Origin of the sequence: Lactobacillus amylolyticus DSM 11664 (assembly GCF_000178475.1) — a bacterium.
Lineage (GTDB): Bacteria > Bacillota > Bacilli > Lactobacillales > Lactobacillaceae > Lactobacillus > Lactobacillus amylolyticus.
Window position 1 is genome coordinate 73,251 of sequence record NZ_ADNY01000066.1, and the last position, 23,524, is coordinate 96,774.

Genomic DNA, 23,524 nt, shown 5'->3' on the forward strand with positions numbered 1-23,524 from the left:
GTTAACAATCGCTTACAATTACATTAAACTCTTCATGTTATCGACAATTTGATCTGCGTCTAAGCCAACTACAATGTCAACTTCTTTTTCATTATCTTTACGTTCGACTTCTTTAGCATCGTACTTCTTGAAGTCAACATCGTTAGCAACTTTGCTCATATCAACAACATGAGCTCTTACTCTAGTTGAGCAGCTGATCAAATCATTAATATTGGATTCGCCACCAAGCAAGTCGAGGTAAGCAGTAGCTCTTTCAATATATGGATTATCTTGAGCAGTTGATACTTGAGCAGCGCTTCCGCTTTGTTTTATCAAGTCGTTCATTTTATCAAGAACTTGAGGAACATCAAGACCTACAATAACTTGAATAGCTTTACCATGGTGAACAACGTTAACAGCCTTGTTTGCCTTGAATTCTGAGTCAGGAGCAACCTTGCTTGGATCTGCAACAGATACACGTAATCTAGTAGCACATGAGCTCAATTCGGTAATGTTTGAAGCACCACCTAATAAGTCAAGGTAAGCAGTAGCTCTGGCAATGTAAGGATCGCTAGCATCTTTGCCAGCTTCCTTAGCAGCCATCTTTTGTTTGTATTCTTTCTTGTTAATAAGTTTAACATCTTGATCATCAGCTTCACGACCTGGAGTGATGTAGTTAAACTTTTCAATCATAATCTTGAAGACGAAGTAAGTAATAATACCGAAGATAATACCAACGATAAATTGCATTACATAAATCTTCCAGTGGTGTTCCCACAATGGCAACCAGTTCTGGGATGCGATACCAATAGCACCGTCTGACATGAAACCTCTTAAACCAAATGCGTACATCACAGTGTTCATCGTAGCTGACATTACTGAGTAAACAACCCAAAGAACTGGAGCTGCGAACAAATAGGTAAAGTCAATAGGTTCAGTAATACCTGCTAAAACTGAAGTTAAAGCAGCTGGGATAAGCAAAGCTGAAGTTTGCTTCTTCTTGTTCTTCTTAGCAGTTGCGTAGAAGGCAAGACAAATAAATGGAACTAAGAATACTTTTTCGTTACCGTAAAGCTGGAATCCTTCCATTGGTGCTAATTGAGCCAAAGGACGAGAACTTGCGGCATATTCTGCCAAGTGCTTCAACCAGTATGGTTGCAAACCACCGGCAACAACGGCTGGACCGAACTGGAATGGAATGTATACCAAGTGGTGAAGTCCAGTAGGAATCAAAATACGGTTTAAGAAGTTATAAACCCAAATACCGATAAATCCACTGCTTACAATGAAGTTTTGCATAGCGGCAATACCGCTTTGGACTTTTGGCCAGCCCCAGCAAGTAAGAAGTGCTAATGGAATCATTGCAAAGAATGCAAGGAAATAAACATAAACTGAACCTTGGAAAATACCTAACCAATCAGGCAACTTCTTATCGAAGTATTTGTTGTGAAGCCATCCAACGATCAAGGCAACTACCAAGGCACCCAAGATACTGGTATCAAGAGTCTTAATACCGGCAATGGTAGTCAAACCGTTGTTAGTAGCGTTTGAGACAATTTGAATCTTGTCAAAGTTTGGAATACCAAATGCGCTGCCCCAGTGTGACAACATAGCACCGATAAAGTAGTTATAAGTCAAGTAAGTGATTACTGACTCCATGGCAGCTCTACCTCTAGCTTTGTTAGCTAAACCAATAGGTAAACCTACCGTGAACAAAATTCCTTCTTGGTTGAAGACTGTCCAACCACCGGCTGAAATTGTATCCCAGATGTTGTACCAAGTGGTACCTGGGTTTGCAAGTGAACCGAACAACGTTGCGTTATTGAACAAGCTACCAAGAGCTACGACAATACCCGCAAATGAGAATAGCATAACTGGGACGAACATCGCAGCCCCAAAACGCTGTATTTTCTGCATCATAATTATTTCACCTCTAAAAACTATTTAAGTTCTGGCCAATATGGTTTATTAACAACCATCATGTCATCAAGAATCTTCTTAGCAACGCTTGCATCTGGAACAGTCTTGTTCAAAGTGAAGGCTTGAAGCATCTTGTTGTATGAATGTTCAACATATGCATCAACAACTAATTTTTCACAAGTTTGTTGTTCCATCATCAAGCCGCGTTGGAATCTACCAGCCTTACCAGTAGCAAGTGGTTGAATACCATCTGCGCCGTAGAGGCAAGGAACTTCGACAATTGAATCTGGATCCATATTGGAGATAGCACCATTGTTAGGACAGTTGGCTAAGAACTTTTCATGAGTGTTGTAAGCAATTGCGTGGCAAATATCTACAATATATTCTGAGTGAAGTCCTGAAATGTCCCAAATGTTATCTTTAGCAGTACCAGCTTCAACAATTCTCTTGCATTCGCCAAAGACAATCTTTTGACGGTGTTCAAGAATTTCATCAGTACGAGTGTGCTTTGGATTTGCATTAGCAACTTCGTATTGTGGGAAGTAGTAGTATTGCATGTAAGTGTTTGGCAAAGTGGTTGGATCTAATGAGTAGCAGTCTTTAGCTTTCTTAAAGGTTGCTTCCCAACTAGCTTCAGTATCTTTATCATAGTCGCCGCCAACCCAGTAGCCATTTTTAGAAACGTAGTCCTTAAGCTTAGGCATTAAGTCTTCGCCAGTCTTCTTATTGCGAACTGACTTCCACCAGCCGAAGTGGTTTAAACCATAGTAAGTGAAGTCTAAGTCGTGGAATGAATCCAAACCACAGATCTTAGCCATTCTGTTCATAATGTCGATAGGCATGTCACAAATGTTGATAACCTTTGCATTTGGACGAAGACGACGACAAGCTTCAGCAACAATGGCAATTGTGTTTGAATAATTAATCATCCAAGCATTTGGTGAATACTTTTCCATCCAGTCAATAATTTGAATAATTGCTGGAATAGAACGTAAACCATAGGCCATTCCTCCGGGTCCGGTCGTTTCTTGACCATTAACACCGTACTTCAAAGGAATCTTTTCGTCTAAGCTTCTCATATGATACTTACCAACACGAATTGAACCCATTACGAAGTCAACATCAGTAAAGGCTTTCTTTGGATCGGTGGTGTATGAGAACTTAATTTGTGGCGCTCTTTCTTTAATGATGATTTCTACGGCTTTTGCAATTTTTTCTTGACGTTCTGCATCGTTGTCATAGAACTTTAATTGTCTAAGTGGAAACATGTCTTGACTTTTGATCAAGTCAAGCACGAAGCCTGGTGTAAACGTGCTACCGCCACCGGCGATAACTACCGAATACTTCTTATCATTAGCCATTTAAAATTACCTCTCAATATATCTAAAACCTAAGGCTAAATCGAATGATATCAACTTTTGAAAAGCCTTATTAAGCAGTCAGCTAACTTACAGTTTTATTTATACCATAATTTTAGAGTTATGTAATCGCTTTCTCTGACTATTGAAAATTTATTTCAGCGTTTGAATGATTTGTTTCATTTTATGAAATATATTTCAAAGCTAAAGAAAATTATTAAGCCTTTATTTTAAGACTAAAATAAACTGATGTATAAGTGCTTTCTTTTGGTACAAATGTTATTTTATTTGAGTTATAACTTGACCGTCAATTTTGATGCTTGGAATTCGTTTCAGTATTTACGAAACTCTTACATGCTCTAATAAATAAAGACAAAATAAAAATCACAGCCTTTCAACTGTGATTTCTATTAATCTATTCTATTGTTTTGTCCTAATTAAGACCTTCCCATTTCCATCCGGTAACTTCAGGAATATCCTTACCATTATCACGAATGTATTGATGGTGCTTAGCAAGCAAGTTATCCATTTCATTTACAAAGTCCGCATTCTTGCCAGCCAAACTTGGAATGCTTTCAACAGCATCTTTAGCCAAATCGAAACGATCAAGGTGGTTCAAGACACGCATATCAAATGGAGTAGTGATATCACCATTTTCTTCATAGCAGTGAATATGAACATTGTAACGTTTACGGCCGAACCAGATTGATTGCATCATGCTCTTGTAGCCGTGCCATGCAAAAATAACTGGAACATCGCTTGGGAATAGACGATCAAATTCTTCTTGTGAAATAGCGTTAGGATTATCCGTCGTGTTCATCAATTTCATGACATCCACAACATTGATGTAGCGAATCTTAAGTTCTGGGAACTTCTTGTGCAAAATATCAATCGCTGCTAAAGTTTCCAAAGTGGGTTCAGTTTCAGTTGAAGCAAAGACAACATCTGGTTTTGCACCCTTGTCAGTTGAAGCCCAATCAATGTAGCTTAAGCCTTTGTCAGCAAGTTTTTCAGCTTCTTCAATTGAGAACCATTGTGGACGAGGTTGTTTAGAAGTTACCAAGACGTTGATACATTCACGATCTTGAAATGCCTTATTAGATACAGCAAGCAAGGTATTTGTATCTGATGGCAAATATTCATGAATCAAGTCTGGACGATTCTTTTCATATAAGTGAGTCAAAATACCTGGATCTTGGTGAGTGTACCCATTATGGTCTTGTTGGAATGCTGTTGAAGTTGCCACGAAGTTAAGAGCTGGGTAATCGTGACGCCAATATTGTTCCTTAGCTTTACGAAGCCATTTCATGTGTTGCGTAAGCATTGAATCAACTACGCGACCGAATGCTTCATAAGTTGCAAAGAAGCCATGACGACCAGTCAAAACATATCCTTCAAGGAAGCCTTCATCTTGGTGTTCTGATAATTGTGAGTCAATGATGCGGCCGCTTGGAGCCAAGTTTTCATCATTTGGTTCATGAATTTCTGGTTCCCATTGACGCTTTTGATCATCAAGTAAGCTGAACAACCGGTTGGACTTAGATTCATCAGGTCCAAAGCCTCTGAATGTATCAGGGTTAAGTTTAGCAATTTCATCCAGATACTTAGCCCATTCAACCATGTCTTGTGCTTCCATTTGACCTGGCTTAAATTTCAAAGCATACTGGCGGTAATCTGGCAAATTCAAGCGCTTAGGGTTCTTACCCCCATTAGTGATTGGGTTCATAGCCATTCTGTGATCGCCCTTAGCAGTGTTTTCGGTAACGATTTCTTTAGGAGAGCCGTCTTCATTGAACAACTCTTCAGGCTTGTAGCTCTTAAGCCAATCAACAAGCATATCCTTGTGTGTCATATCGCCTTGTGCGACTGGAATTGGAATTTGGTGAGCACGGAATGAGTTTTCAATTGGGTTGCCATCCAAGTCCTTCTTTGGGCCAGTCCATCCCTTTGGGCATTGGAAGATAATCATTGGCCAATGTGGCAAACTTGCGTCATTGTTTTCACGAGCATGCTTTTGAATAGCTTTGATTTCTTCAATGACTTCATCCATGGTCTTAGCCATTTCTTCATGAACTTGCATTGGATCCTTTTCACCATCGAAACGGCCACCCTTAAAGACAGAAACAAAATGTGGATCCCAACCCATGCCGCGGAAGTATTCAGTTAATTCTTCATCGCTCATTCTCGCAACGATTGTTGGGTTAGAAATCTTGAAACCATTAATTTGCAAAATAGGAAGAACGGCACCATCTTTGATTGGATTGATGAACTTGTCACTGAACCAACTTGCTGCAAGTGGGCCAGTTTCAGCTTCACCGTCACCGATTTCAACAGCGGCAATTACATCAGGATTATCCAAAATTGCACCGATACCATGTGAAAGTGAGTAGCCCAATTCCCCACCTTCGTGGATTGATCCTGGAGTTTCTGGAGCAGCGTGAGAGGCAACACCACCTGGGAAACTGAAGCGCTTGAATAATTTTGCCATACCCTTTTCATCTTGAGTAATTTCTGGGTAGCGTTCAGTGTATGAGCCGTCAAGGTATGAGTTAGAAACCATTACTTGGCCACCGTGACCGGAACCTTCAATATAGAACATATCTAAATTATATTTCTTAAGTACACGGTTTAAGTGAGCGTAAATAAAGTTTTGTGGAGCAATTGTTCCCCAGTGACCGATTGGCTTTGGCTTTACATCTTCAGCAACTAAAGGGGTCTTAAGAAGAGGATTCTTCATTAAGAAAAGCTGCCCAACTGACAGATAGTTGGCTGCACGCCAGTACGCGTCAACACTCTTTAAGTATTCTTTTGAATCGTAATCGACTGACATTTTCTTCTCCTTTTAAATAATTTTGAAAAGCTGATACATTTATATTGATATTTTGACTACGACTATATAATACCAATTTCTAGCAAAAGTTCAACTATTTTTTAAATTGGTACCTTCCAATTATGATAAGTGCTTTATTTCTGCTGTCACGCTTAAAAGATTGTTATAAAAGCATTTATCATTTTTGGGCTAAGTGTTTGCTTTGCGATATGCTTAATAATGCTTATTTAATACTGCTAAAATGCTTACTAAACTAAATAACTTTTTGAAAAGCTGTTAGCCTTTGAGATGGAGGAAGAAAAATGACTCAAAAAGAACGTTTGCTAGAAATTAAAGAAATGCTAAAAAGCAGCATCGGCTTTCTACACGAAAACTAGCTGAACATTTTAGCGTCGCCTTTGATACAGCAAGACGCGATGTATTGTGATTAACTTCAAGCGGTCAAGCCGTTCGTATTCACGGCGGTTTGATGGAGCTTGAACATAATACCGTTCCAGACTTCTTAGTCAGAAGTCAAATTCAATCCCCCGCTTAAAGAAAAAATGGCTAGAAAAACCAAGCGTTTTATTCATCCTGGGCAGTTAGACTTTATCGCTCCTTCGACAACCTTGGAGCAGCTTTGCCATATGATTGCTGGCATTGATTTACAAGTTGTCACTAATTCAGTTGATAATGCTTTTGCTTTGATGAATTCTCCACTTCCTGGTGTAACGATTTTAGGTGGCAAGCTCTATAAAAAAGATCATTATCTTGCTTCATCTGATGCTCTAGAGCAAATAAAAAAGCTGCGTTGAAGCGCAGCTTTTATCGGAACATCCAAAGTTTGTCAAGATGGTATCTAATTCTTCCCCTTACTTATCAGCTCCATTGAGCAAAATTGATGTCGTCATTACTGACACGCCAATTCCTACTGAATTTAGAAATGCGTTTACTGAACGGACGCAAATTATTCCGGTGATGAGGAAGGATAGTTATGCTTAGTCTCTTTAACAAATTTAATCCTAATCAGCAAAAAAGAAACCGATGAAGTTTATCAATTATTGCAAAAATTTTATGATAGCTTTTTTGGCAATATGTATGGCCATGAAGCATTTGCCGTTAACGAGTCAGCAGCAAAAGCTGATGAACGAATTGAATTTAAAAACAAAGCGGGTAAGCTTGAGCTATGTTTACACCAGTCCCCTGAATGATGCCAAACAGTTCATGCCTTTCTAAAGACCTGTTCTAATTACGATGAATATAAAAAGAGTGCAAGCCGCACATGGTTTGCACTCTTTTTTAACGATTTAAATTGACGAAAGTATTAAACCGCATGTAATGATAATGAACGCGCATATTAGAAACTTCAAATGGCGTCCCATCATCCAAGAAGAAAATCCCTTCCATTACCCCTACAGGTTCTGTTGACTTCAACTTCATTTTTTCTTGATCTTCTTTGTTTGATGGCTCAACAGTAATATTCAAAAAGGATTTCGTTACTGTTTTATTCTGTTCATCTTCCAAATAATTAAACAAAGACTGCTGCAAGGTTTCTGGTTTTAGTTCCGGCATAATCTTGATCGGCAAATAGCCGCGCTCAATTAGGAAAGGCTGCTTATCTAGCAAACGCAGACGTTTAAATTCATAGACAAAATCATTTTCATTCAGAAACAGGTCCTGGGCAATCTCCTTGGGAGCCTTAATAACATGAAAATCCAGCAATTTAATTTGCTGCTTTTTGCCTGGAACTTTAAAACTATCTGTCAGTCCCAAGTTTGATCCTTCATAGCGAAATAATGCTTGGTTTTTCAAATACAGCGGATTGATAAATGTGCCGCTGCCGCGTTTTTTAAAAACAATTCCCTGATCAGCCAGCAGCGCTAACGCCCGCTTCATTGAAGAACGACTTACTTGATAAGTCTGAGCTAAAGTCCGTTCATCAGGAAGGCGCATCCCATTAAAACTATTACTCAAAATTTTGTGCTTTAAATCGTGCATCACGCTGCGATAAACATAATCTGCCATTTATTTTATTCCTTGATCTGCTTGGTTAATACTATTAGTAAACCAGCGACTAAATTTCTCAAGATCAACATCAACTGCCACTTCGGCATTCGGCTGACCACTCATAAAATCAATTACGCTTGCTCCATAAGTAAAACGACCGGCAAGTTCAATCTCTACTCTCGCCTTTTTTATCACAAAAGCCTCAGGACAAAGAATCAGTGCTACTGCGGTTGGATCGAAAATCTTAATTCTTGGATCGCCATCTGGTTCTTTAATATGCGAAAACAAGCCGTACAGCATCTTGCCAACCTCACCGCAATTTTTAATTTCTTCCATTTGTTGCGGCGTAATGTGAGTTTTATTGCCAATTTCCAAAGGAGCTACCTTAATTTCAACCCCGCTGTGGAAAACCACTTGAGCGGCTTCTGGGTCGCCAGCAATATTATATTCTGCAAGTGGACTGTGATTGCCGCGTCCAATATTGCCACCCATGATTACGATTTGAGCAATATTTTCTACAACGTTTGGATATTGTTTTATTAAAAGCGCAAAATCTGTTAACGGTCCAATGCCGAGCAAAGTTACCTTTTTAGGACTATCCATAATGGCATTGTGCATAAGGGTTGCAGCCAGACCTGGGACAAGCAACTGCTCATTTGCCTCAGGAAAATCATAACCTGCGACCCCAGTCTTGCCGTGAACCGAAGCGGCAGAAATCATTGGTGCGACTAGTGGTTGATTTGCACCTGCAACTACCGGAACTTTTGTATGCAAAAATTCTTCTAAATTTAAAGTATTCTGCAGAGTATATTCTAGTGCAACATTGCCCCAAGTTGGCACCAGCATTTTGACATCAAACTCAGAAGCAAACAAGCTGATAGTCATGGCAGCAATATCGTCAATTCCGGGATCTGTAGAAATAATTAATGGCTGTTTTGTCATTTAAATCGTCCTTTCAGCATTTATTCGTGTAAGTTAATCATACCAAAACTCGACTGGACTTGTTGTTTTTATTCAAATAAAAAAGGAATGGGCAACCATTCCTTTTCAATCTTTATAATTTATTTTCTCTTGTCTTCGATGCTGCCATCACTGTGAGCAATGATCACTTCATCGCACATGTCCAAGAACAAGCCGTGTTCAACTACGCCCACCGTATGATCCAAATAGTCAGCCAATCCATGTGGTGCTGGTACCGGATCAGCGGCCAAATCAATGATGTAGTTGCCATAGTGCGTTACGTAGCGCTTGCCGTTTTCATCCTTGCGCCATTGCGGCTTTAATCCTTCCTGCTCGAACTTTCTGAAGTTTTGTTCACAGGAAATTGGCAATACTTCCACTGGAAGCGGGAAGCCGCCCAAACGATGAACTAATTTTGATTCATCGACAATCCAAATAATCTTCTTGGAATTGATGGCGACGTTTTTCTCCAAAGTCAATGCACCACCGCCGCCTTTGATGCCGTCCAAATTATCAGCCACTCTGTCGGCACCGTCTACCGTCAAATCGACTTGATCAATATCGGCCAGTTCGTCTACTTTGAAGCCAAGCCCTTCAAGCTGCTTCTTGCTACGGTTGGAAGTGGTGACGATATGCTTTAAAGTGAAGCCCTCTTTTTCTTTTCTCTGTCCCAAGGCATCGATAAAGAAGGCAACGGTTGAACCGGTTCCAACGCCTAAAACCGAACCCGGCTTAACAATTTCGGCTGCCTTAGTGGCTGCTTCTTTTTTTAACTGATCTTGTTGCTTTTTGTCCATTTTATTTCTCCATTAAATCTTTAACTTCTTTTGCTGTTGGAATTGAAGGCTGAGCTCCCAAACGCTGAACGGCAATTGAGGATGCTCGACTGGCGATTACTGCAGCCTGTTCAATATTGGTTAAATCCTTATTTAAATTGCCAGCCAAAAATCCAAGGAAGGTATCACCAGCAGCAGTCGTGTCAACGGCGCTTACTTTAAATGCTGGCACTAATTTTTCAGAAACGGCAGTAGAAATATAAGCACCTTTGTCACCATAGGTGATTACTACATTGCTGACGCCCATTTCATGCAACTTGGCAGCACTAAGCTTTAAATCATTCTCTTCATTGATTTCAATCCCAGTAATTGCGGCACTTTCAGTCTCATTGGGTGTGATAACATCGGTTAACTGCAACAATTCTTGTGGAATATTTTTAATTGCTGGAGCTGGGTTTAAGATTGTGACTGCACCTTGCCGCTTTGCCAATTTAAAAGCCTCAATCGTTGCCTCAAGCGGAGTTTCAAACTGAGCAATGACGCAATCTACTTCACCAAGCAAATTGCTTGCAGCATCAATATCTAAAACGCTCAAACTATAATTGGCGCCATGATCAATAATAATGTCATTTTGACCATTGTCATTTAAGGTAATGTAAGCATGACCTGTATTTTGTCCAGCAGTTGTTTGTATATATTCAAGGCTAACACCATAATTTTTCAACTGCTTAAGCATGAATTCACCGGTACTGTCTTCACCAACACGCGAAATAAATTGTGTTTCGGCACCGCTTTTTGCGGCAGCTACAGCTTGATTAGCTCCTTTTCCACCAGCAGCCATCGTTACCTCAGAAGCATTGATGGTTTCGCCTGGTTTAGGAAAATCCTTTACATGCAAAGTTGTATCCACATTGCTTGATCCAACAACAACAATTTTTTTCATCTTATGCAATCCTCTTAATTAAGCATTTTTATCAAGTCAATTATAACAAAAAAAGCACTTTCATCGGTGCCTTTTCCATTCTTTTACCATTTATCTTTAAAGCAAAATGCCGCCATTTACAAACCCATGCAGGCGTTTAGCCTCCCACTTGAGAGTATTGGAATCATCAACTTGAGAAATCTTATAGCCAACAAAATATGGGGAAGCGTAAAAACGTGGAATAATCTTGCAGCATGTGCCTTGACCATCATTGATTGGATAGAAAAACAAGTTATAAGAATCCACACCATGTGATAAAACTGAGCGGACATACTGCGTTCCTTTTTGAATTAAATCTGCCCAGATATTCAAATCTTGATTATGGTGCGTCAAAATATTAACTTCTTGATAGCCTTGCACCGGATAGGCCGACAAATTCATTTCAACATCCCCGGACTTGCCTACTTCAAACCCTGTAAAGTTTCCAGCTTCAATATCCTGGTAGCCATCTTTGTGATATAAGCCAACGATCTGCATATGCGGATGAGTCAAAGAACCATCTGACTTAGGACCGAAGTTCTTATACCAAAGAACGCTCTCATATTTGCCAGAATTATTCATTTTTTGAAAACATTTGAGTGCAAAAGCCATTAATTCTTCATTTTCTTCACGGGTATAAGTGGAAACATCCCCTTGGTGATCGCTAGACTCAATTAAAATGGTTTGGTCAGTATCCTGTAGAGTTGGATACTTGTTCTTGAGCCAGATCATGTCGCCCTTTTTATCATAAATATTTTCCAAATGAGCTACATCACAGAAAGGACAGCCTACACTCTTATTGCCCTGCCGGTTGCCATAATCATAATCGTAAGGCTTACGTTTACCAATTGAATAATTATATACTAAGGGATTTTTGTCCATATTCTCACCTAAAAAATAAAATTTATCTACACAATATTTATATTCTTAATTTTAATTTTATTTTGTCAACTGTCATAGGAACATTAATTTAAATAGTCACTTCAAAAGTACGTTTTTTATGCTAAAATGAACGCTGTAAGGTTTTAAAAAGAAGGGAGAATTAAGTTATTATCATGAAACTTATTCATAAAGCAGCTGCAGTTGCAGCATTAGCAGCAGCTGCATTAGGCTTGAGTGCATGCTCAAATAGCCAAAGCAGTTCATCATCTACTAAAATTCCAACCAAAATTACTAAGAAGACAACTGTTACTTTTTGGTATTCATTAACAGGTTCCTCACAAAGTGCCTTAAAGAAATTAACGAAAGAATTTGAAAAGAAGAATCCGAATATTACTATTAAGTTGCAGAGCCAGGGTGGAAACTATTCTGACTTGCAAGCCAAGTTAACTTCTGGTCTGCAATCGCCAAAAGATTTGCCAACCATTGCTCAAGCTTATCCAGATTGGCTATATAATGCAGCCAAAAATAAGATGCTGGTCAACCTCACTCCTTATGTTAAAAATAAGAAAATCGGTTGGGGTTCATATAAGAACAGCAAGATCCAAAGTGGACTGTGGAACGGTGCAAAAATCGGTGGAACTCAATACGGCGTTCCGTTTAACAAGTCCGTTGAAGTGCTTTTCTACAACAAGACTTTGCTTGACAAATATGGTGTCAAAGTTCCAACCACAATGGCAGAATTAAAGACAGCATCACAAAAGATCTATGAAAAGAGCAATCACAAGGTTCGGGGCATGGGCTTCGATGCTTTGAACAACTACTACATGCTTTCAATGAAGGAAAACGGCGTTAGCTTCAACAAGAATCTTAACTTTGCTAGTTCCACTTCCAAAAAAGTCATTAATTACTATGCCGATGGCGTTAAAGCTGGCTACTTCATGCAAGCCGGAACTGAAAAATACATGTCTACACCATTCAGCAACGCTCAAGTTGCGATGTTTATCGGTTCAACTGCTAACGAAGCTTACGTTAAGCAAGGTCTTTCAAAGAAATACACTTACGGCATTGCACCACGTCCAAGCAAATTGAACGTTCAACAAGGTACTGATATTTACATGTTTAGTCACGCTACTGCTACTCAAAAGGCAGCCGCCTTCATGTATATGAAATTCTTAACCAGCAAATCTTCTCAACTTTACTGGGCTCAACAAACCGGTTATATGCCTGTTAACTCAGACGTTTTAAATTCATCAACTTATAAAGCCGATAAAAGCAGCAAGGTACCTGCAATTTTAGCAAAAACTACCAAGAATCTATACTTCTTACCTGTAACTAAGAACGCTACCTCTGCTTATGACCAAGTAAATGCCAATATGCAATTTATCCTCGCTTTAGCTGCTAAAAAGCAAAGCTGGAACAGTGCAATTACTACTGGCAAGAGCAAACTGGACAGTTCTTGGAATCAATAGAATATTAAAGTAAACAAAAAGGACTTAGTTTTTCAAGGCTAAGCCTTTTTTAGTCATTTTTATCTTTTAAAGGGCCTGACTTGTTCAAAAAATCATTAATTTTTGACCAGCCACGCTTGTCTGGCCAACGCTGCTGCAACTCTTTAAATTTGCGATTGGCAAGCTGCCGTATTTCGCCAGCCTGGCCCATTTTTTCAACGGAGTGTGCCAAATCATTTGAACGGGACAACAATTTATGCTCACTCATGCTTTCCTGCAAAAAGGCGTCATCAACTTCCCGCAGCTTCACATTGCCATTTTCATCAAATTGATAACCACCCCATAAGTGCTGTTTGATTGGTGGCATCTTTTCACTATCGACATAGCACAATTTGCCAATCATATGGTGACTGGCAGTAATTCCTAAAGTTACCGGATCATAGATATCAACATAATTATAAATCTTCTGTCTCATCTCATTCACGCGGTGGCGCTGCCTCTGATCCAGCAGAAGCCAGATATTGGTTCCTTCATAAAGATATGCCCCGGCAATTCGATCTGGGTGACGACAATTAGCTAAAGCATACTGCGCATTGATAGCGCCTAAAGAATGACCATAAACGTAGAAGTGCTCACCCTTATATTCATGAATAGTCTGATTAAGCAGATGAGCCGCACTTTTTAGTTGACTAGGAATCTTTCTTTCATTGGCCAGTAATGCGACCAAAATCGGTAAGTTGGTTCGCAGCCATTCATCCCTCCAAGTGGTAGGATTGCCTTTTGCGATACCGTATGAGCCCTTAAAAAGAATAGTAATTTCTCTTGTATTAGCAATTACAAAAGCTCGCAAACCATCTTCTTCATAAACTGAATTAGTGACAATTCCGATAAAATGATGATCGATTTCAACTTTTTGTCCCAATTTCAGTTCTTCGTAAGACTTCTTGGTTAATTCAATTCGCTGTCGATCAGTTAATTGTTTATTAATATCCATCTTTTTTCCTGCAAAAAAATACTAGTTACCTACTTAATCTTAGCATGCAACTTAGTATTTTCTTTTGTATTTATTTGTATTTTTTTAGTCCATCTTAAAACGTTTTTGCAGGTAGCTGGCAAACATCGACAAACAGAAGCAAACGATGAAGTACATTACCGCAATAATTACGTACATTGGAATAATATACGTAGTGTTTTGACTATAAATAATTTGTGCGTGGTAAAGAAGTTCAGGCAAAACAATAATCGTTGCCAAAGAAGTATCCTTAACTAAGGAAACAAACTGTGACAATAAAGCTGGAATCATGTTATGCAAAGCCTGTGGCATCACAACGTGATACATTGCCTGACCAAAGGTCATTCCGTTGGAACGGGCTCCTTCCATTTGTCCAGGATCAATTGATGAAATACCACTACGAACAATCTCAGCCAGCATTGCGCCTTCAAAAATAACCAAGGCAATAATCGAAGCCGCCGTTTGATTGGTAACAATTCCCAATTCTGGCAGACCGAAATATGTAAAGAAAATAATCAGCAGCAAAGGCAAGTTACGAATAATATCAATAACAAAACCTACAATTGCTGAAACATATTTGATCTTCATATAACGCAAGAGACCGAAAATCAATCCCAGGACAAAACTTAAAATAATCGAAATCAGCGAAACATAAATTGTTACCCACAAACCTTGTAATAAGAAGTGGATATCAACCCATGAATAAGCATGAATAAAAGTTTCCATTTTTCTTCCTTCCTATCCTAGTTTGCGAGTTTCTTCTCTAAGTGGCGCAAATAGTAGCTTAATGGCAAGGTCAAAACCAAATAGAACAAGCCAACTACAATATAAGTGTCAATTGTTTGAAAAGACGCAAAGGCAATCAACTGAGCCTGATACATTAAATCAAAACCGGCAACAAAGGCTAAAACTGAAGAGTTTTTGATTAAGTTAACAAATTGGTTGCCTAGTGGCGGAATAACAATTTTCATTGCCTGTGGCAAAATAACATAGCGCATTGCTTGTATATAAGTCATTCCGTTTGAACGGGCACCTTCCATTTGGCCCTCACCGATTGAATTAATACCTGAGCGAACCGTTTCAGCAATAAATGCGGAAGTATACAAGGTTAAGCCAATCGTACCTGATTGAAAACCAGAGAGCTTAAAGAAAAAGCGCGGAACAATCAAATAGAAGATCATCACAATGACCAACAAAGGAATATTTCTGAAAACTTCGATATAGATGTGTGCAATAATGCGTACAAATTTTGGTGGGGCAACTTCAAGCATAGCAAAGAAAATTCCCAAAATTAAACTAAAAATTAGGGCAATCACACTACACAAAATCGTATTCCAAAAACCTGTTAGAAAACTAGACCAGTTGTTTGTAAGAATCGACCACATTACTTCAACAACTCCTTCACATCAAAGCCTGGAATACCTTTGAACCATTTATTGATTAAACGATTGTAGGTACCATTTTTCTTAAGTTCAGCTAACGCAGTATTCAAATGATTTACCATTTGTGTCTGGCCCTTGTTAATGGCAATTCCATATGGAGCATTTGTATAAACGCCACCAACCAATTTATAGCCAGGATTTTCTTGAGCAATACCGGCAAGCAAACCATTATCAGTAGTCAAAGCAACACCTTGTCCAGCTTTCAAAGCCGACATTGCCTGACCATAGTCATCATATTGAAGCACTTTAGCTTTAGGTGCATATTTATGGACGTCGTCAACCGCCGTCGTCCCTTTAACGGCTAAAACGGTCTTGCCATTCAACTGTTTAACATTAGTAATTTTGCTGCTGTTTGGAACCAATAATGAAGAACCAGCTGGGAAGTATGGATTAGTAAAATCAACTTGCTTGGCTCTTTCTTTAGTAATAGTCATCGTTGCCAAAACAGCATCAACGTTATGATTCTTAAGCAAAGGAATTCTAGTGTTGGCAGTTGTCGTTAAGAATTCAGCATGAGCAGAGCTGCCTAACATTTGTTTAGTAAGTGCTTTGGCCAAATCAATTTCAAAACCTTCGATTTTTCCGGTTTTAATATTAGTCAAGCCGAACAACCGAGTATCTGCTCTAATTCCCCAAACAATCGTCTTGCTTTGCTTTACATGCTCGTATGTATTATCGTTTTTCTTCGTACAACCTGCCAAGGCAAAAACCATCATGAATCCTAGCATCAGCAGGATAATCTTTTTTAATTTTTTCATGGTTTACACCCTTAATCTTTGGAAATGACTTTGCTTAAGAATTCACGTGCACGTTCGGTATTTGGATGTGCGAAAAATTCTTCTGGCTTCCGATCTTCCAAAACATGACCTGCATCAAAGAAAATCAAACGATTGCTTACTTCACGAGCAAAGCCCATTTCGTGAGTTACAACAACCATTGTAATTCCCTGTTCAGCAACATATCTCATAACATCAAGCACATCCTGAATCATTTCAGGGTCAAGGGCACTAGTTGGTTCATCAAACAAAATTACCTTTGGCTTCATTGCAAGTGAACGCGCAATTGCAACACGCTGCTTCTGACCACCAGATAATTGTCTTGGATAAGAGTTAATCTTATCGACCATACCAACTTTTTCCAAATATTGCATCGCGATCTTTTTATTTTCATCATCAGGACGCTTTAAAACAATCTTTGGGGCTAAAGTAACATTTTCAAGGACGGTGTGATTATCGTATAAATTAAAGTGCTGGAAAACCATGCCCACATTTTTACGAATTTTATTGATATCGGTCTTTTTATCAGCCAAATCATAGCCAGTAACCAGCAATTGACCTTTATTGATCTTTTCCAGACCATTCATCGTACGAATAAGCGTACTTTTACCTGAACCAGAAGGTCCAATAATAGAAACAACTTCACCTTCATTAATTTTTAAATTAATATCCTTCAAAGCGTGAAACTTGCCGTAATATTTATCAACATGTTTAAATTCAATGATTGGTGTCATGGGTCCTTATCCCTTCCTTTAAATTCATATAACTATTATTCTACCTTTTTTTCAGAAAATGTAAAAGAAATCTTAATTTATTTCCAAACATTTTGATGATGCGTTCTACTTATTGTTCATTATTTACTAATCATTTTTAAATTTGTACACTCAATTATCCGGCCTTCAATTGCTTGCAGTCGATTCTTTTGCACAAAGTATTGTCATGATCAGTCTTTATAGTTAAGATGATATTGAAATGAAAAAAGGAGAATAACATGACACAACTTGATAAACCTGTAATTATCGGCATTGCCGGTGGTTCAGGGAGTGGTAAAACAACGATCGCACATGAAATTGCTGATGAAATTAATGCTGATGACCATATCACCATTATGACGCAGGATTCTTACTATAAAGATAATACTGGCGTTCCAATGGCTGAAAGAAAGAAGATCAATTATGATCATCCAGATGCTTTTGACATGCCGCTTCTTGAAGATCAGCTCAATCAGCTGCTTCATCGCAAGCCAATTGAAATGCCAACTTATGACTTTACCGCCCATACTCGCAGTGAAAAGACCATCCATGTTGAACCATCCGATATCATTATTTTGGAAGGGATTCTGGTTTTATTCAATGAAGCTATCCGCAATCTGATGGACATTAAAGTATATGTCGACACTGATGACGACATTCGCTTTATCAGACGATTGGAGCGGGATATGAAGGAGCGCGGCCGTTCTCTTGACTCCGTTATCAATCAATACTTAAGCACAGTTAAGCCGATGTATCATCAATTCATTGAGCCTACCAAGCGCTATGCTGACATCATCGTGCCTGAAGGTGGAGAAAACGATGTGGCAATTGACATGCTGACAACGAAAGTCAGATCTGTTCTTTCCCACAAATAATGAATACAAAAAAAGCCTATTAGTTCTGATTTTGCCAGGCACATAAGAAGTCCACATTAACGGGTATATTAAGTCATAAACCTCGATTGCCGTCCATGAGATGGTATAAGCAAACATAATCACAATTTCATTGCTGGTAACACACGTTAAAGCCATGAAAATTGCCGTCATTGGTGGCAAAATCAACAAAATTTTGCGGTAACCCAATTTGTGAACCGTGGCAATCATCAAAGACATCAAGATTGCCGTTGCGGCATTAAAAATATTCAAACTTGAAATTAATTGTGGTGCAACAATTTTGTAGTAAGAAAGAGCTGCATCATTGGTAATTCCAGTGACTGCACCTAAAATGCCATATATCAAAAGGTAAATGATGACATTTCGTTTATAACGCGGGTTCCAGTTCTTTATAGCCTCCGCTCCCTCTTGTTTTTCCTTACTGGTCAAAAAAATCCTCTCCCTTTCGCAACTGCAAGCGCTTATCTCTACCTATACTATCGTAGCACTAAAAGAGAGAAGTAAAAAAACGCTTATGCAAGTTCAGGCTTCAAAATTCGATCAAACAAATTAGTAATCAGCTTAACTAGGACACCATCAAACAGTAAGGCAGAAACAATTCCAGCAATAAACATTGCAACTTGTAAGTTGAAGCTGTATTTATACCAGCCATACAAGAAATATTGTGGAATATAAGCACCAAGATTGGCAAAAAAGGCACCAGTTAAGACGCTTGCCCATGAAAAGTTGATATAACGCTTTTTCTTAGGAAAAAACCTATTTCATTAGCAGCACCCTGAATCAATCCTTCCAAAACCGTCAGCGCGCCCCATTGCCCGCCAATTGCCATTTCAACAATAGATGCCAATACTTCGCCAATTGTGCCCGATCCGGCCGTGGGAACAAAATACATTGCAAGCGGTGCTGCCATAAACCACAGACCAGAAAATATCATATCCATCACTGGTGCATAACCTGTGGGCAAAAGCGCTAATTTAGACAGATTATACAAATTGTTGAATCCATAAGTATAGACTACGCCCATGATTATTCCAATCAGTGCTACCAAAATAACTGCTTTAACATCCCATTTCGATGATCTTTTAAACATAAAAAATACTCCTAACTAGCTAATATTAATAAGCCAAATAGGAGTACAAGTTATTTGCATTATTTCACTTCCCTTGCGCAAGTATTATCTTGTTCAGGTTCAAAGGGTATCATCTCAGCTTAACAGCACCCCTAGCGACTTACTATTCATTAATTCATTTCTTTTATTATAACGTATTTAATCAAAAGCAGTTTGATCAGTATACAACTTATAATAGAAACCATGTTCTTTTAGCAGTTTTTCATGGCTGCCTTCTTCAATTACCGTACCGTTTTTCAGTACTTCAATTTTATCTGAATTCAGGATCGTCTTTAAGCGGTGGGCAATAACAAAACTCGTTTGGCCAGCAATCACTGCATCCATTGAAGCATCAGGTTTGCCATAACGAAGTCCTGCAAGATGATGCCAACAATAAATCTCTTAAATTTCATTTTTATTCTCCCTAAAATTCGTATTATTTGAATTTATGCATCGAGTATAGCAAAGCTCGTCATAGCTTTCAACACATTTTATTAACATTTTAGGTTTTTATTTATTTAATATTCGTTTTTATTAAAAAGAAGCAAGTAGCTTTTAATTTTCATTAAATTTTCTTAGAAATTATGTAGTAAGATAAATGCATTATCAAATAAGGAGGGGTTTACGTGAACAACAAAAAGCCAATTTGGAAACGAAACTTACTAGTGCTCTCAATTGCGGTTTTTATCGCTGGAATCGCCTTTTCGGAAGTTATGCCGTTTTTGCCGCTCTATATTGACACTTTAGGGACTTTTACTCATCAGCAATTAAACTTCTGGTCCGGCTTTGTCTTTTCTGGCATTTATTTTGTTTCGGCAGTTGTATCACCTTGGTGGGGCAAGCTTGCAGATAAAAAAGGACGCAAGCTGATGACTTTGCGTGCTTCACTGGGAATGGCGATTGTTCTTGCTGCAATGGGATTAGTGACAAATGTTTGGCAACTGTTCTTCTTGAGAATGCTGCAGGGATTTTTTGCTGGCTTTGTTTCCAACTCCAATGCCTTGATTGCCACTGAAACGCCTAAACAAAATTCCGGACAAGCCTTAGGGACAATGGCATCTTCCTTTACGGCAGGCAACTTGCTCGGGCCTTTTGTTGGTGGAGCCTTAGCCTCAATGTTTAGCTATCGGATTACATTCTTTGTCACTGGTGGTCTTTTACTAATCTGTTTCTTGCTTTCCCTCTTCTTTGTCCATGAAGAGGGATTCAAACCAGTAACAGAGAAGAAATTGGACAAAGCAAGCGGCGTTATTCATGAACTTAAGAGTCCTGCCCTTATTTCTGGACTGTTGCTTACTACATTGATTATTCAAGCAGCAAATAACTCTATTAATCCAATTGTTTCCCTTTATGTCAGACAATTAATGAACAATCATGGCAATGTCGTCTTCATTTCAGGCATTATTGCCGCCTTACCGGGAATTGCAACCTTCTTAGCTGCTTCACGTTTTGGCGCATTAGGCGATAAAATCGGAACGCAAAAGATAATCGTTGCTGGATTTATTGGTGCTACAATTCTCTTCTTTTTAACGGCCTTTGTGCAAAATACTTTGGAATTGGGTATCCTGCGTTTTTTGGTTGGCTTTACCGATGCTTGCCTGTTTCCTCAAGTGCAAACTATGCTAACCAAAAATTCACCAGGCAAAGTTACAGGAAGAATTTTTTCATGGAATCAGTCTGCAATGTATATCGGTAATATCGTTGGACCGCTTCTGGGATCGACGATTTCCGGCTTTTCAAGCTACAGCATGGTCTTCATCGTAACTGCCGGAATCGTGGTTTTGAATTTAATCTTGTTTAGAATCAACGTTATTAGAAATATGGGATAAATTTTTACTACAAATAATCCTGCAGGCAAAAGTTAAAATAGTAATTGACAAATTTATTAAAAGCTAGTTAAATAAGAGGCAAATAGGAATGATGACCTTTAAATTTAGTCCCGTGAGGCTAAGAAGGAAATCTGCGTTAGTCATGCTTTTTGTGCATGCTCCAGAAAGACCATCTTAGACTCAGTGTCCAGAATGGTCTTTTTCTTTTCCGGTCATCATCATGAAAGGAAGATGTTATGTCAAAACAAATAGTTGACGCAATCGGAATTAAGCGTGCTTTGATGCGAATGACATATGAAATTGTCGAACGCAACAAAGGAACCAAAAACTTGGTTTTGATTGGAATTAAAACTCGTGGTTTATATCTGGCCCAAAGAATTGCCGGAAATTTAAAACGCCTGGAAGACGTCGACATTCCTGTAGGTGCCCTCGATATTTCCAAGTATCGTGATGATTTGCCAGAAGATGAAAAAAAGAGCATGATTCATAATCAACAGCTTGATTTCGATATTACCGACAAAAACGTAATTTTAGTTGACGACGTCCTGTTCACCGGTCGGACAATCAGAGCTGCACTTGATGCTTTAATGGATCAAGGTCGCCCTGCCAAAATCAACCTGGCAATTTTAGTTGATCGTGGTCACCGCGAATTGCCAATCAGACCTGATTTTATTGGAAAAAACATTCCAACTGCTGTCGATGAACAAGTTAAGGTTTCGCTAACCGAAGTTGACGATCAGGATGCAATTTCTTTAATCAAGTAATGATTAACAAAATTGGGAGTAAAAATGAACGAGAATAATATGAAAAACTTTCGCAATCCGGATGCGATTTTAGATGTTTATGAAAAGCCGGAATTTGCGCAAGGTGTCCTGCTTTCATTGCAGCACATGTTTGCCATGTTCGGCTCAACGGTTTTAGTACCGATTTTAATCGGAATTAGTCCAAGTATCGCTCTTTTATCTTCAGGTGTTGGTACTCTGGTGCACATGCTTTGCACTCGCTTCAAGATTCCTGCATACTTAGGTTCAAGTTTTGCCTTTGTAGCTACAATGCAAGCTTTAATGAAAACAGATGGATATCCAGCCGTAGCCCAAGGTGCGATTGCTGCTGGTTTGGTTTACGTAGTCGTTTCAATCATCATCAGCCAAATTGGTTCAGCTTGGGTAAATAAAGTTTTGCCACCAATCGTTGTTGGTCCAATCATCATAGTTATCGGACTTTCATTGGCTACAACTGCTGCTAACGATGCCATGCTTAAGAATGAAAAATACGATTTAACCTACTTCGGCATCGCAATCTTCACTTTGGTAATGACTTTGATCTTCCAAATGTGCTTTAAAGGCTTCACTAGTTTGGTTTCAATCATGCTTGGTATCATCTGCGGCTACTTGCTCTCCTGCGCTCTGGGAATCGTTGATTTCTCTGGCGTACAAAAAGCTGCCTGGTTCTCACTGCCAGCACTTGATGTGCCTGGTATTTCCTACCACTTCAAGTGGTATCCAGCTGCTATTTTAGCAATGGCTCCAATTTCCTTTGTTACTATGACTGAACACATGGGTCACATTATGGTTTTGAATTCCTTGACCAAGCGTGACTTCTTCAAAGACCCAGGTCTTCACCGGACAATGCTGGGTGATGGTCTGTCAACGATTATTGCTGGTTTCATTGGTGGTCCTCCTACAACTTCTTATGGTGAAAACATTGGTGTCTTGGCAATGACCAAGGTTCACTCAGTTTACGTTTTAGCTGGTGCCGCTGTTTGTGCCATCATCTTCAGTTTCGTAGGCAAGCTTGCCGCTGTCATCGAATCAATTCCAATGTCAGTAATCGGTGGGATTTCATTCCTGCTTTTCGGAACAATTGCTTCTAACGGTTTGAAGATCCTAGTTGATAACAAGATTGATTTTGGTGAAAAACGCAACATGCTGATTGCTTCAGTTATCTTAGTAATCGGTATCGGTGGTGCCTACTTGCAACTTGGCAACTTCCAATTGACTTCTGTTGCTCTTTCAACCATTATCGGTATGATACTTAACTGGATTTTGCCAAAACAATCTGCCAGTGAAAAAGCCTTGGAAGAAAAGAACAAGGAAAAAAAAGAAGGTAAAATTTACCAATAAAATTACCCATTTTGAATATCCAAAAAAAGGGAGGCAATCAATTTGCCTCTCTTTTTTTCTTATTTCTTTTAATGTTTATGGTGCAGATAAATAATTTCCCCGGTAATAATTACAATTAAGCCCGCTAAAGCAAACAGATAATCCATGGGTATCAGGGAAAAGTTCTCGTGCGGAAATCCTTGTTTATCAACATATTCCACTGAAATGGATTTAATAAAAAGGCACAACGCACCCATTAGCATAATGGCAAAACCAATAATCATGGTAACCATATTGAACTTTGCCTTGCGATTTTCATCCATATCTTTGATTAGCTTTTCTGTCATCTTGTTCATATTCTTGTCTCCTAAAATCAATTTATCTAGAGAGATATGAAAAATAGAACTAATCTCAATCAGCATTTCAAGATCAGGCAAATTACGGTCATTCTCCCAATTAGAAACGGCTTGTCTAGAAACACGCAGCTTGCTGGAAAACTGACTTTGCGAT

The 23,524-nt window shown here is 38.9% G+C and carries 19 protein-coding genes, 5 pseudogenes and 1 riboswitch; of the genes and pseudogenes, 6 read left to right on the forward strand and 18 right to left on the reverse strand.

The genetic code is table 11. From position 1 onward, the window contains the following. Nucleotides 1-18: 18 nt before the first annotated feature. From HMPREF0493_RS07365 to HMPREF0493_RS07375, 3 genes are all read right to left on the reverse strand, one after another. Nucleotides 19-1,899, reverse strand: a complete 1,881-nt coding sequence (locus tag HMPREF0493_RS07365; protein WP_006352700.1) for a PTS sugar transporter subunit IIBC — start codon at nt 1,897-1,899, stop codon at nt 19-21. Nucleotides 1,900-1,919: 20 nt separating this feature from the next. Further along, nucleotides 1,920-3,260, reverse strand: coding sequence for a family 4 glycosyl hydrolase (locus HMPREF0493_RS07370; RefSeq protein WP_006352701.1), 1,341 nt, complete (start codon nt 3,258-3,260; stop codon nt 1,920-1,922). 430 nt (nt 3,261-3,690) lie between these two features. After that, the gene (locus HMPREF0493_RS07375; protein WP_006352702.1) at nt 3,691-6,087 is read right to left on the reverse strand and encodes a phosphoketolase family protein; all 2,397 of its coding nucleotides are present in this window, start codon (nt 6,085-6,087) and stop codon (nt 3,691-3,693) included. Between the two features lie 302 nt (nt 6,088-6,389). On the opposite strand from HMPREF0493_RS07375, the pseudogene HMPREF0493_RS07380 reads away from it, so the two are divergent. Next, a pseudogene (locus HMPREF0493_RS07380) lies at nt 6,390-7,068 on the forward strand (DeoR/GlpR family DNA-binding transcription regulator). 297 nt (nt 7,069-7,365) lie between these two features. Here HMPREF0493_RS07380 and HMPREF0493_RS07385 read toward each other — a convergent pair. The 5 genes from HMPREF0493_RS07385 to HMPREF0493_RS07405 form a co-directional block, all read right to left on the reverse strand. Next, a complete protein-coding gene (locus HMPREF0493_RS07385) occupies nt 7,366-8,091 on the reverse strand; it encodes a GntR family transcriptional regulator (protein WP_006352705.1) in 726 nt (241 codons plus the stop codon). Beyond that, nucleotides 8,092-9,015 carry a nucleoside hydrolase gene (locus tag HMPREF0493_RS07390; protein ID WP_006352706.1) on the reverse strand — a complete coding sequence of 308 codons (924 nt, stop codon included), beginning with the start codon at nt 9,013-9,015 and terminating at the stop codon, nt 8,092-8,094. 119 nt (nt 9,016-9,134) lie between these two features. After that, entirely contained in the window at nt 9,135-9,830 is a 696-nt protein-coding gene (gene rpiA / locus HMPREF0493_RS07395; protein ID WP_006352707.1) for a ribose-5-phosphate isomerase RpiA, read from the reverse strand. A gap of 1 nt (nt 9,831) precedes the next feature. Further along, on the reverse strand, nt 9,832-10,752 hold the full coding sequence (rbsK, locus tag HMPREF0493_RS07400; protein ID WP_006352708.1) for a ribokinase: 921 nt from the start codon (nt 10,750-10,752) through the stop codon (nt 9,832-9,834). A gap of 96 nt (nt 10,753-10,848) precedes the next feature. Continuing rightward, the gene (locus tag HMPREF0493_RS07405; protein WP_006352709.1) at nt 10,849-11,652 is read right to left on the reverse strand and encodes a DUF4931 domain-containing protein; all 804 of its coding nucleotides are present in this window, start codon (nt 11,650-11,652) and stop codon (nt 10,849-10,851) included. Nucleotides 11,653-11,825: 173 nt separating this feature from the next. On the opposite strand from HMPREF0493_RS07405, the gene HMPREF0493_RS07410 reads away from it, so the two are divergent. Further along, nucleotides 11,826-13,121 carry an extracellular solute-binding protein gene (locus HMPREF0493_RS07410; protein WP_006352710.1) on the forward strand — a complete coding sequence of 432 codons (1,296 nt, stop codon included), beginning with the start codon at nt 11,826-11,828 and terminating at the stop codon, nt 13,119-13,121. Between the two features lie 49 nt (nt 13,122-13,170). Here HMPREF0493_RS07410 and HMPREF0493_RS07415 read toward each other — a convergent pair whose 3' ends face one another. The 5 genes from HMPREF0493_RS07415 to HMPREF0493_RS07435 all read right to left on the reverse strand — a co-directional run bounded on the left by HMPREF0493_RS07415 (nt 13,171) and on the right by HMPREF0493_RS07435 (nt 17,064). Then, nucleotides 13,171-14,094, reverse strand: coding sequence for an alpha/beta hydrolase family protein (locus HMPREF0493_RS07415; protein ID WP_006352711.1), 924 nt, complete (start codon nt 14,092-14,094; stop codon nt 13,171-13,173). Between the two features lie 84 nt (nt 14,095-14,178). Then, complete coding sequence (locus tag HMPREF0493_RS07420) at nt 14,179-14,838, reverse strand: amino acid ABC transporter permease (RefSeq protein ID WP_006352712.1); 660 nt, start codon at nt 14,836-14,838, stop codon at nt 14,179-14,181. A gap of 17 nt (nt 14,839-14,855) precedes the next feature. After that, nucleotides 14,856-15,497, reverse strand: coding sequence for an amino acid ABC transporter permease (locus HMPREF0493_RS07425; RefSeq protein ID WP_006352713.1), 642 nt, complete (start codon nt 15,495-15,497; stop codon nt 14,856-14,858). Continuing rightward, nucleotides 15,497-16,312, reverse strand: a complete 816-nt coding sequence (locus HMPREF0493_RS07430; protein WP_006352714.1) for a transporter substrate-binding domain-containing protein — start codon at nt 16,310-16,312, stop codon at nt 15,497-15,499. The genes HMPREF0493_RS07425 and HMPREF0493_RS07430 overlap by 1 nt, the downstream gene beginning before the upstream one ends. Nucleotides 16,313-16,323: 11 nt before the next feature. Then, on the reverse strand, nt 16,324-17,064 hold the full coding sequence (locus HMPREF0493_RS07435) for an amino acid ABC transporter ATP-binding protein (protein ID WP_006352715.1): 741 nt from the start codon (nt 17,062-17,064) through the stop codon (nt 16,324-16,326). 257 nt (nt 17,065-17,321) lie between these two features. On the opposite strand from HMPREF0493_RS07435, the gene udk reads away from it, so the two are divergent. After that, a complete protein-coding gene (gene udk, locus HMPREF0493_RS07440) occupies nt 17,322-17,957 on the forward strand; it encodes a uridine kinase (protein WP_006352716.1) in 636 nt (211 codons plus the stop codon). Between the two features lie 21 nt (nt 17,958-17,978). Here the strand turns inward: udk and HMPREF0493_RS09115 are convergent. From HMPREF0493_RS09115 to HMPREF0493_RS07450, 3 pseudogenes are all read right to left on the reverse strand, one after another. Further along, a pseudogene (locus HMPREF0493_RS09115) lies at nt 17,979-18,410 on the reverse strand (MFS transporter); the annotation flags it as partial. Between the two features lie 77 nt (nt 18,411-18,487). Continuing rightward, nucleotides 18,488-19,065 (reverse strand): annotated as a pseudogene (locus HMPREF0493_RS07445) (ECF transporter S component). Nucleotides 19,066-19,117: 52 nt separating this feature from the next. Continuing rightward, nucleotides 19,118-19,208: riboswitch (TPP riboswitch) on the reverse strand. A 34-nt stretch (nt 19,209-19,242) separates the two neighbouring features. Further along, nucleotides 19,243-19,443, reverse strand: a pseudogene (locus tag HMPREF0493_RS07450) (ABC transporter ATP-binding protein); the annotation flags it as partial. A gap of 266 nt (nt 19,444-19,709) precedes the next feature. Here HMPREF0493_RS07450 and HMPREF0493_RS07455 point away from each other — a divergent pair. The 3 genes from HMPREF0493_RS07455 to HMPREF0493_RS07465 all read left to right on the forward strand — a co-directional run bounded on the left by HMPREF0493_RS07455 (nt 19,710) and on the right by HMPREF0493_RS07465 (nt 23,035). After that, nucleotides 19,710-20,912: an MFS transporter gene (locus tag HMPREF0493_RS07455; RefSeq protein WP_006352720.1), complete on the forward strand. Its 1,203-nt coding sequence runs from the start codon at nt 19,710-19,712 to the stop codon at nt 20,910-20,912. Nucleotides 20,913-21,148: 236 nt separating this feature from the next. Next, nucleotides 21,149-21,676 (forward strand): bifunctional pyr operon transcriptional regulator/uracil phosphoribosyltransferase PyrR, encoded by a 528-nt coding sequence (gene pyrR / locus HMPREF0493_RS07460; protein ID WP_006352721.1) that lies wholly within the window; start codon nt 21,149-21,151, stop codon nt 21,674-21,676. A 24-nt stretch (nt 21,677-21,700) separates the two neighbouring features. Next, entirely contained in the window at nt 21,701-23,035 is a 1,335-nt protein-coding gene (locus HMPREF0493_RS07465; protein WP_006352722.1) for a uracil-xanthine permease family protein, read from the forward strand. Nucleotides 23,036-23,103: 68 nt separating this feature from the next. Here HMPREF0493_RS07465 and HMPREF0493_RS09280 read toward each other — a convergent pair whose 3' ends face one another. Both HMPREF0493_RS09280 and HMPREF0493_RS09285 read right to left on the reverse strand, forming a co-directional pair. After that, nucleotides 23,104-23,370, reverse strand: a complete 267-nt coding sequence (locus HMPREF0493_RS09280) for a DUF3955 domain-containing protein (protein WP_338324002.1) — start codon at nt 23,368-23,370, stop codon at nt 23,104-23,106. A gap of 30 nt (nt 23,371-23,400) precedes the next feature. Further along, a pseudogene (locus tag HMPREF0493_RS09285) lies at nt 23,401-23,520 on the reverse strand (helix-turn-helix transcriptional regulator); the annotation flags it as partial. Between the last annotated feature and the right edge of the window lie 4 nt (nt 23,521-23,524).

Excerpts from the sequence above, each read along its gene's own strand:
- HMPREF0493_RS07365 (WP_006352700.1), bottom strand. The coding sequence starts at position 1,899 with ATGATGCAGAAAATACAGCGTTTTGGGGCTGCGATGTTCGTCCCAGTT.
- HMPREF0493_RS07370 (WP_006352701.1), bottom strand. The coding sequence starts at position 3,260 with ATGGCTAATGATAAGAAGTATTCGGTAGTTATCGCCGGTGGCGGTAGC.
- HMPREF0493_RS07375 (WP_006352702.1), bottom strand. The coding sequence starts at position 6,087 with ATGTCAGTCGATTACGATTCAAAAGAATACTTAAAGAGTGTTGACGCG.
- HMPREF0493_RS07385 (WP_006352705.1), bottom strand. The coding sequence starts at position 8,091 with ATGGCAGATTATGTTTATCGCAGCGTGATGCACGATTTAAAGCACAAA.
- HMPREF0493_RS07390 (WP_006352706.1), bottom strand. The coding sequence starts at position 9,015 with ATGACAAAACAGCCATTAATTATTTCTACAGATCCCGGAATTGACGAT.
- rpiA (WP_006352707.1), bottom strand. The coding sequence starts at position 9,830 with ATGGACAAAAAGCAACAAGATCAGTTAAAAAAAGAAGCAGCCACTAAG.
- rbsK (WP_006352708.1), bottom strand. The coding sequence starts at position 10,752 with ATGAAAAAAATTGTTGTTGTTGGATCAAGCAATGTGGATACAACTTTG.
- HMPREF0493_RS07405 (WP_006352709.1), bottom strand. The coding sequence starts at position 11,652 with ATGGACAAAAATCCCTTAGTATATAATTATTCAATTGGTAAACGTAAG.
- HMPREF0493_RS07410 (WP_006352710.1), top strand. The coding sequence starts at position 11,826 with ATGAAACTTATTCATAAAGCAGCTGCAGTTGCAGCATTAGCAGCAGCT.
- HMPREF0493_RS07415 (WP_006352711.1), bottom strand. The coding sequence starts at position 14,094 with ATGGATATTAATAAACAATTAACTGATCGACAGCGAATTGAATTAACC.
- HMPREF0493_RS07420 (WP_006352712.1), bottom strand. The coding sequence starts at position 14,838 with ATGGAAACTTTTATTCATGCTTATTCATGGGTTGATATCCACTTCTTA.
- HMPREF0493_RS07425 (WP_006352713.1), bottom strand. The coding sequence starts at position 15,497 with ATGTGGTCGATTCTTACAAACAACTGGTCTAGTTTTCTAACAGGTTTT.
- HMPREF0493_RS07430 (WP_006352714.1), bottom strand. The coding sequence starts at position 16,312 with ATGAAAAAATTAAAAAAGATTATCCTGCTGATGCTAGGATTCATGATG.
- HMPREF0493_RS07435 (WP_006352715.1), bottom strand. The coding sequence starts at position 17,064 with ATGACACCAATCATTGAATTTAAACATGTTGATAAATATTACGGCAAG.
- udk (WP_006352716.1), top strand. The coding sequence starts at position 17,322 with ATGACACAACTTGATAAACCTGTAATTATCGGCATTGCCGGTGGTTCA.
- pyrR (WP_006352721.1), top strand. The coding sequence starts at position 21,149 with ATGTCAAAACAAATAGTTGACGCAATCGGAATTAAGCGTGCTTTGATG.
- HMPREF0493_RS07465 (WP_006352722.1), top strand. The coding sequence starts at position 21,701 with ATGAACGAGAATAATATGAAAAACTTTCGCAATCCGGATGCGATTTTA.
- HMPREF0493_RS09280 (WP_338324002.1), bottom strand. The coding sequence starts at position 23,370 with ATGAACAAGATGACAGAAAAGCTAATCAAAGATATGGATGAAAATCGC.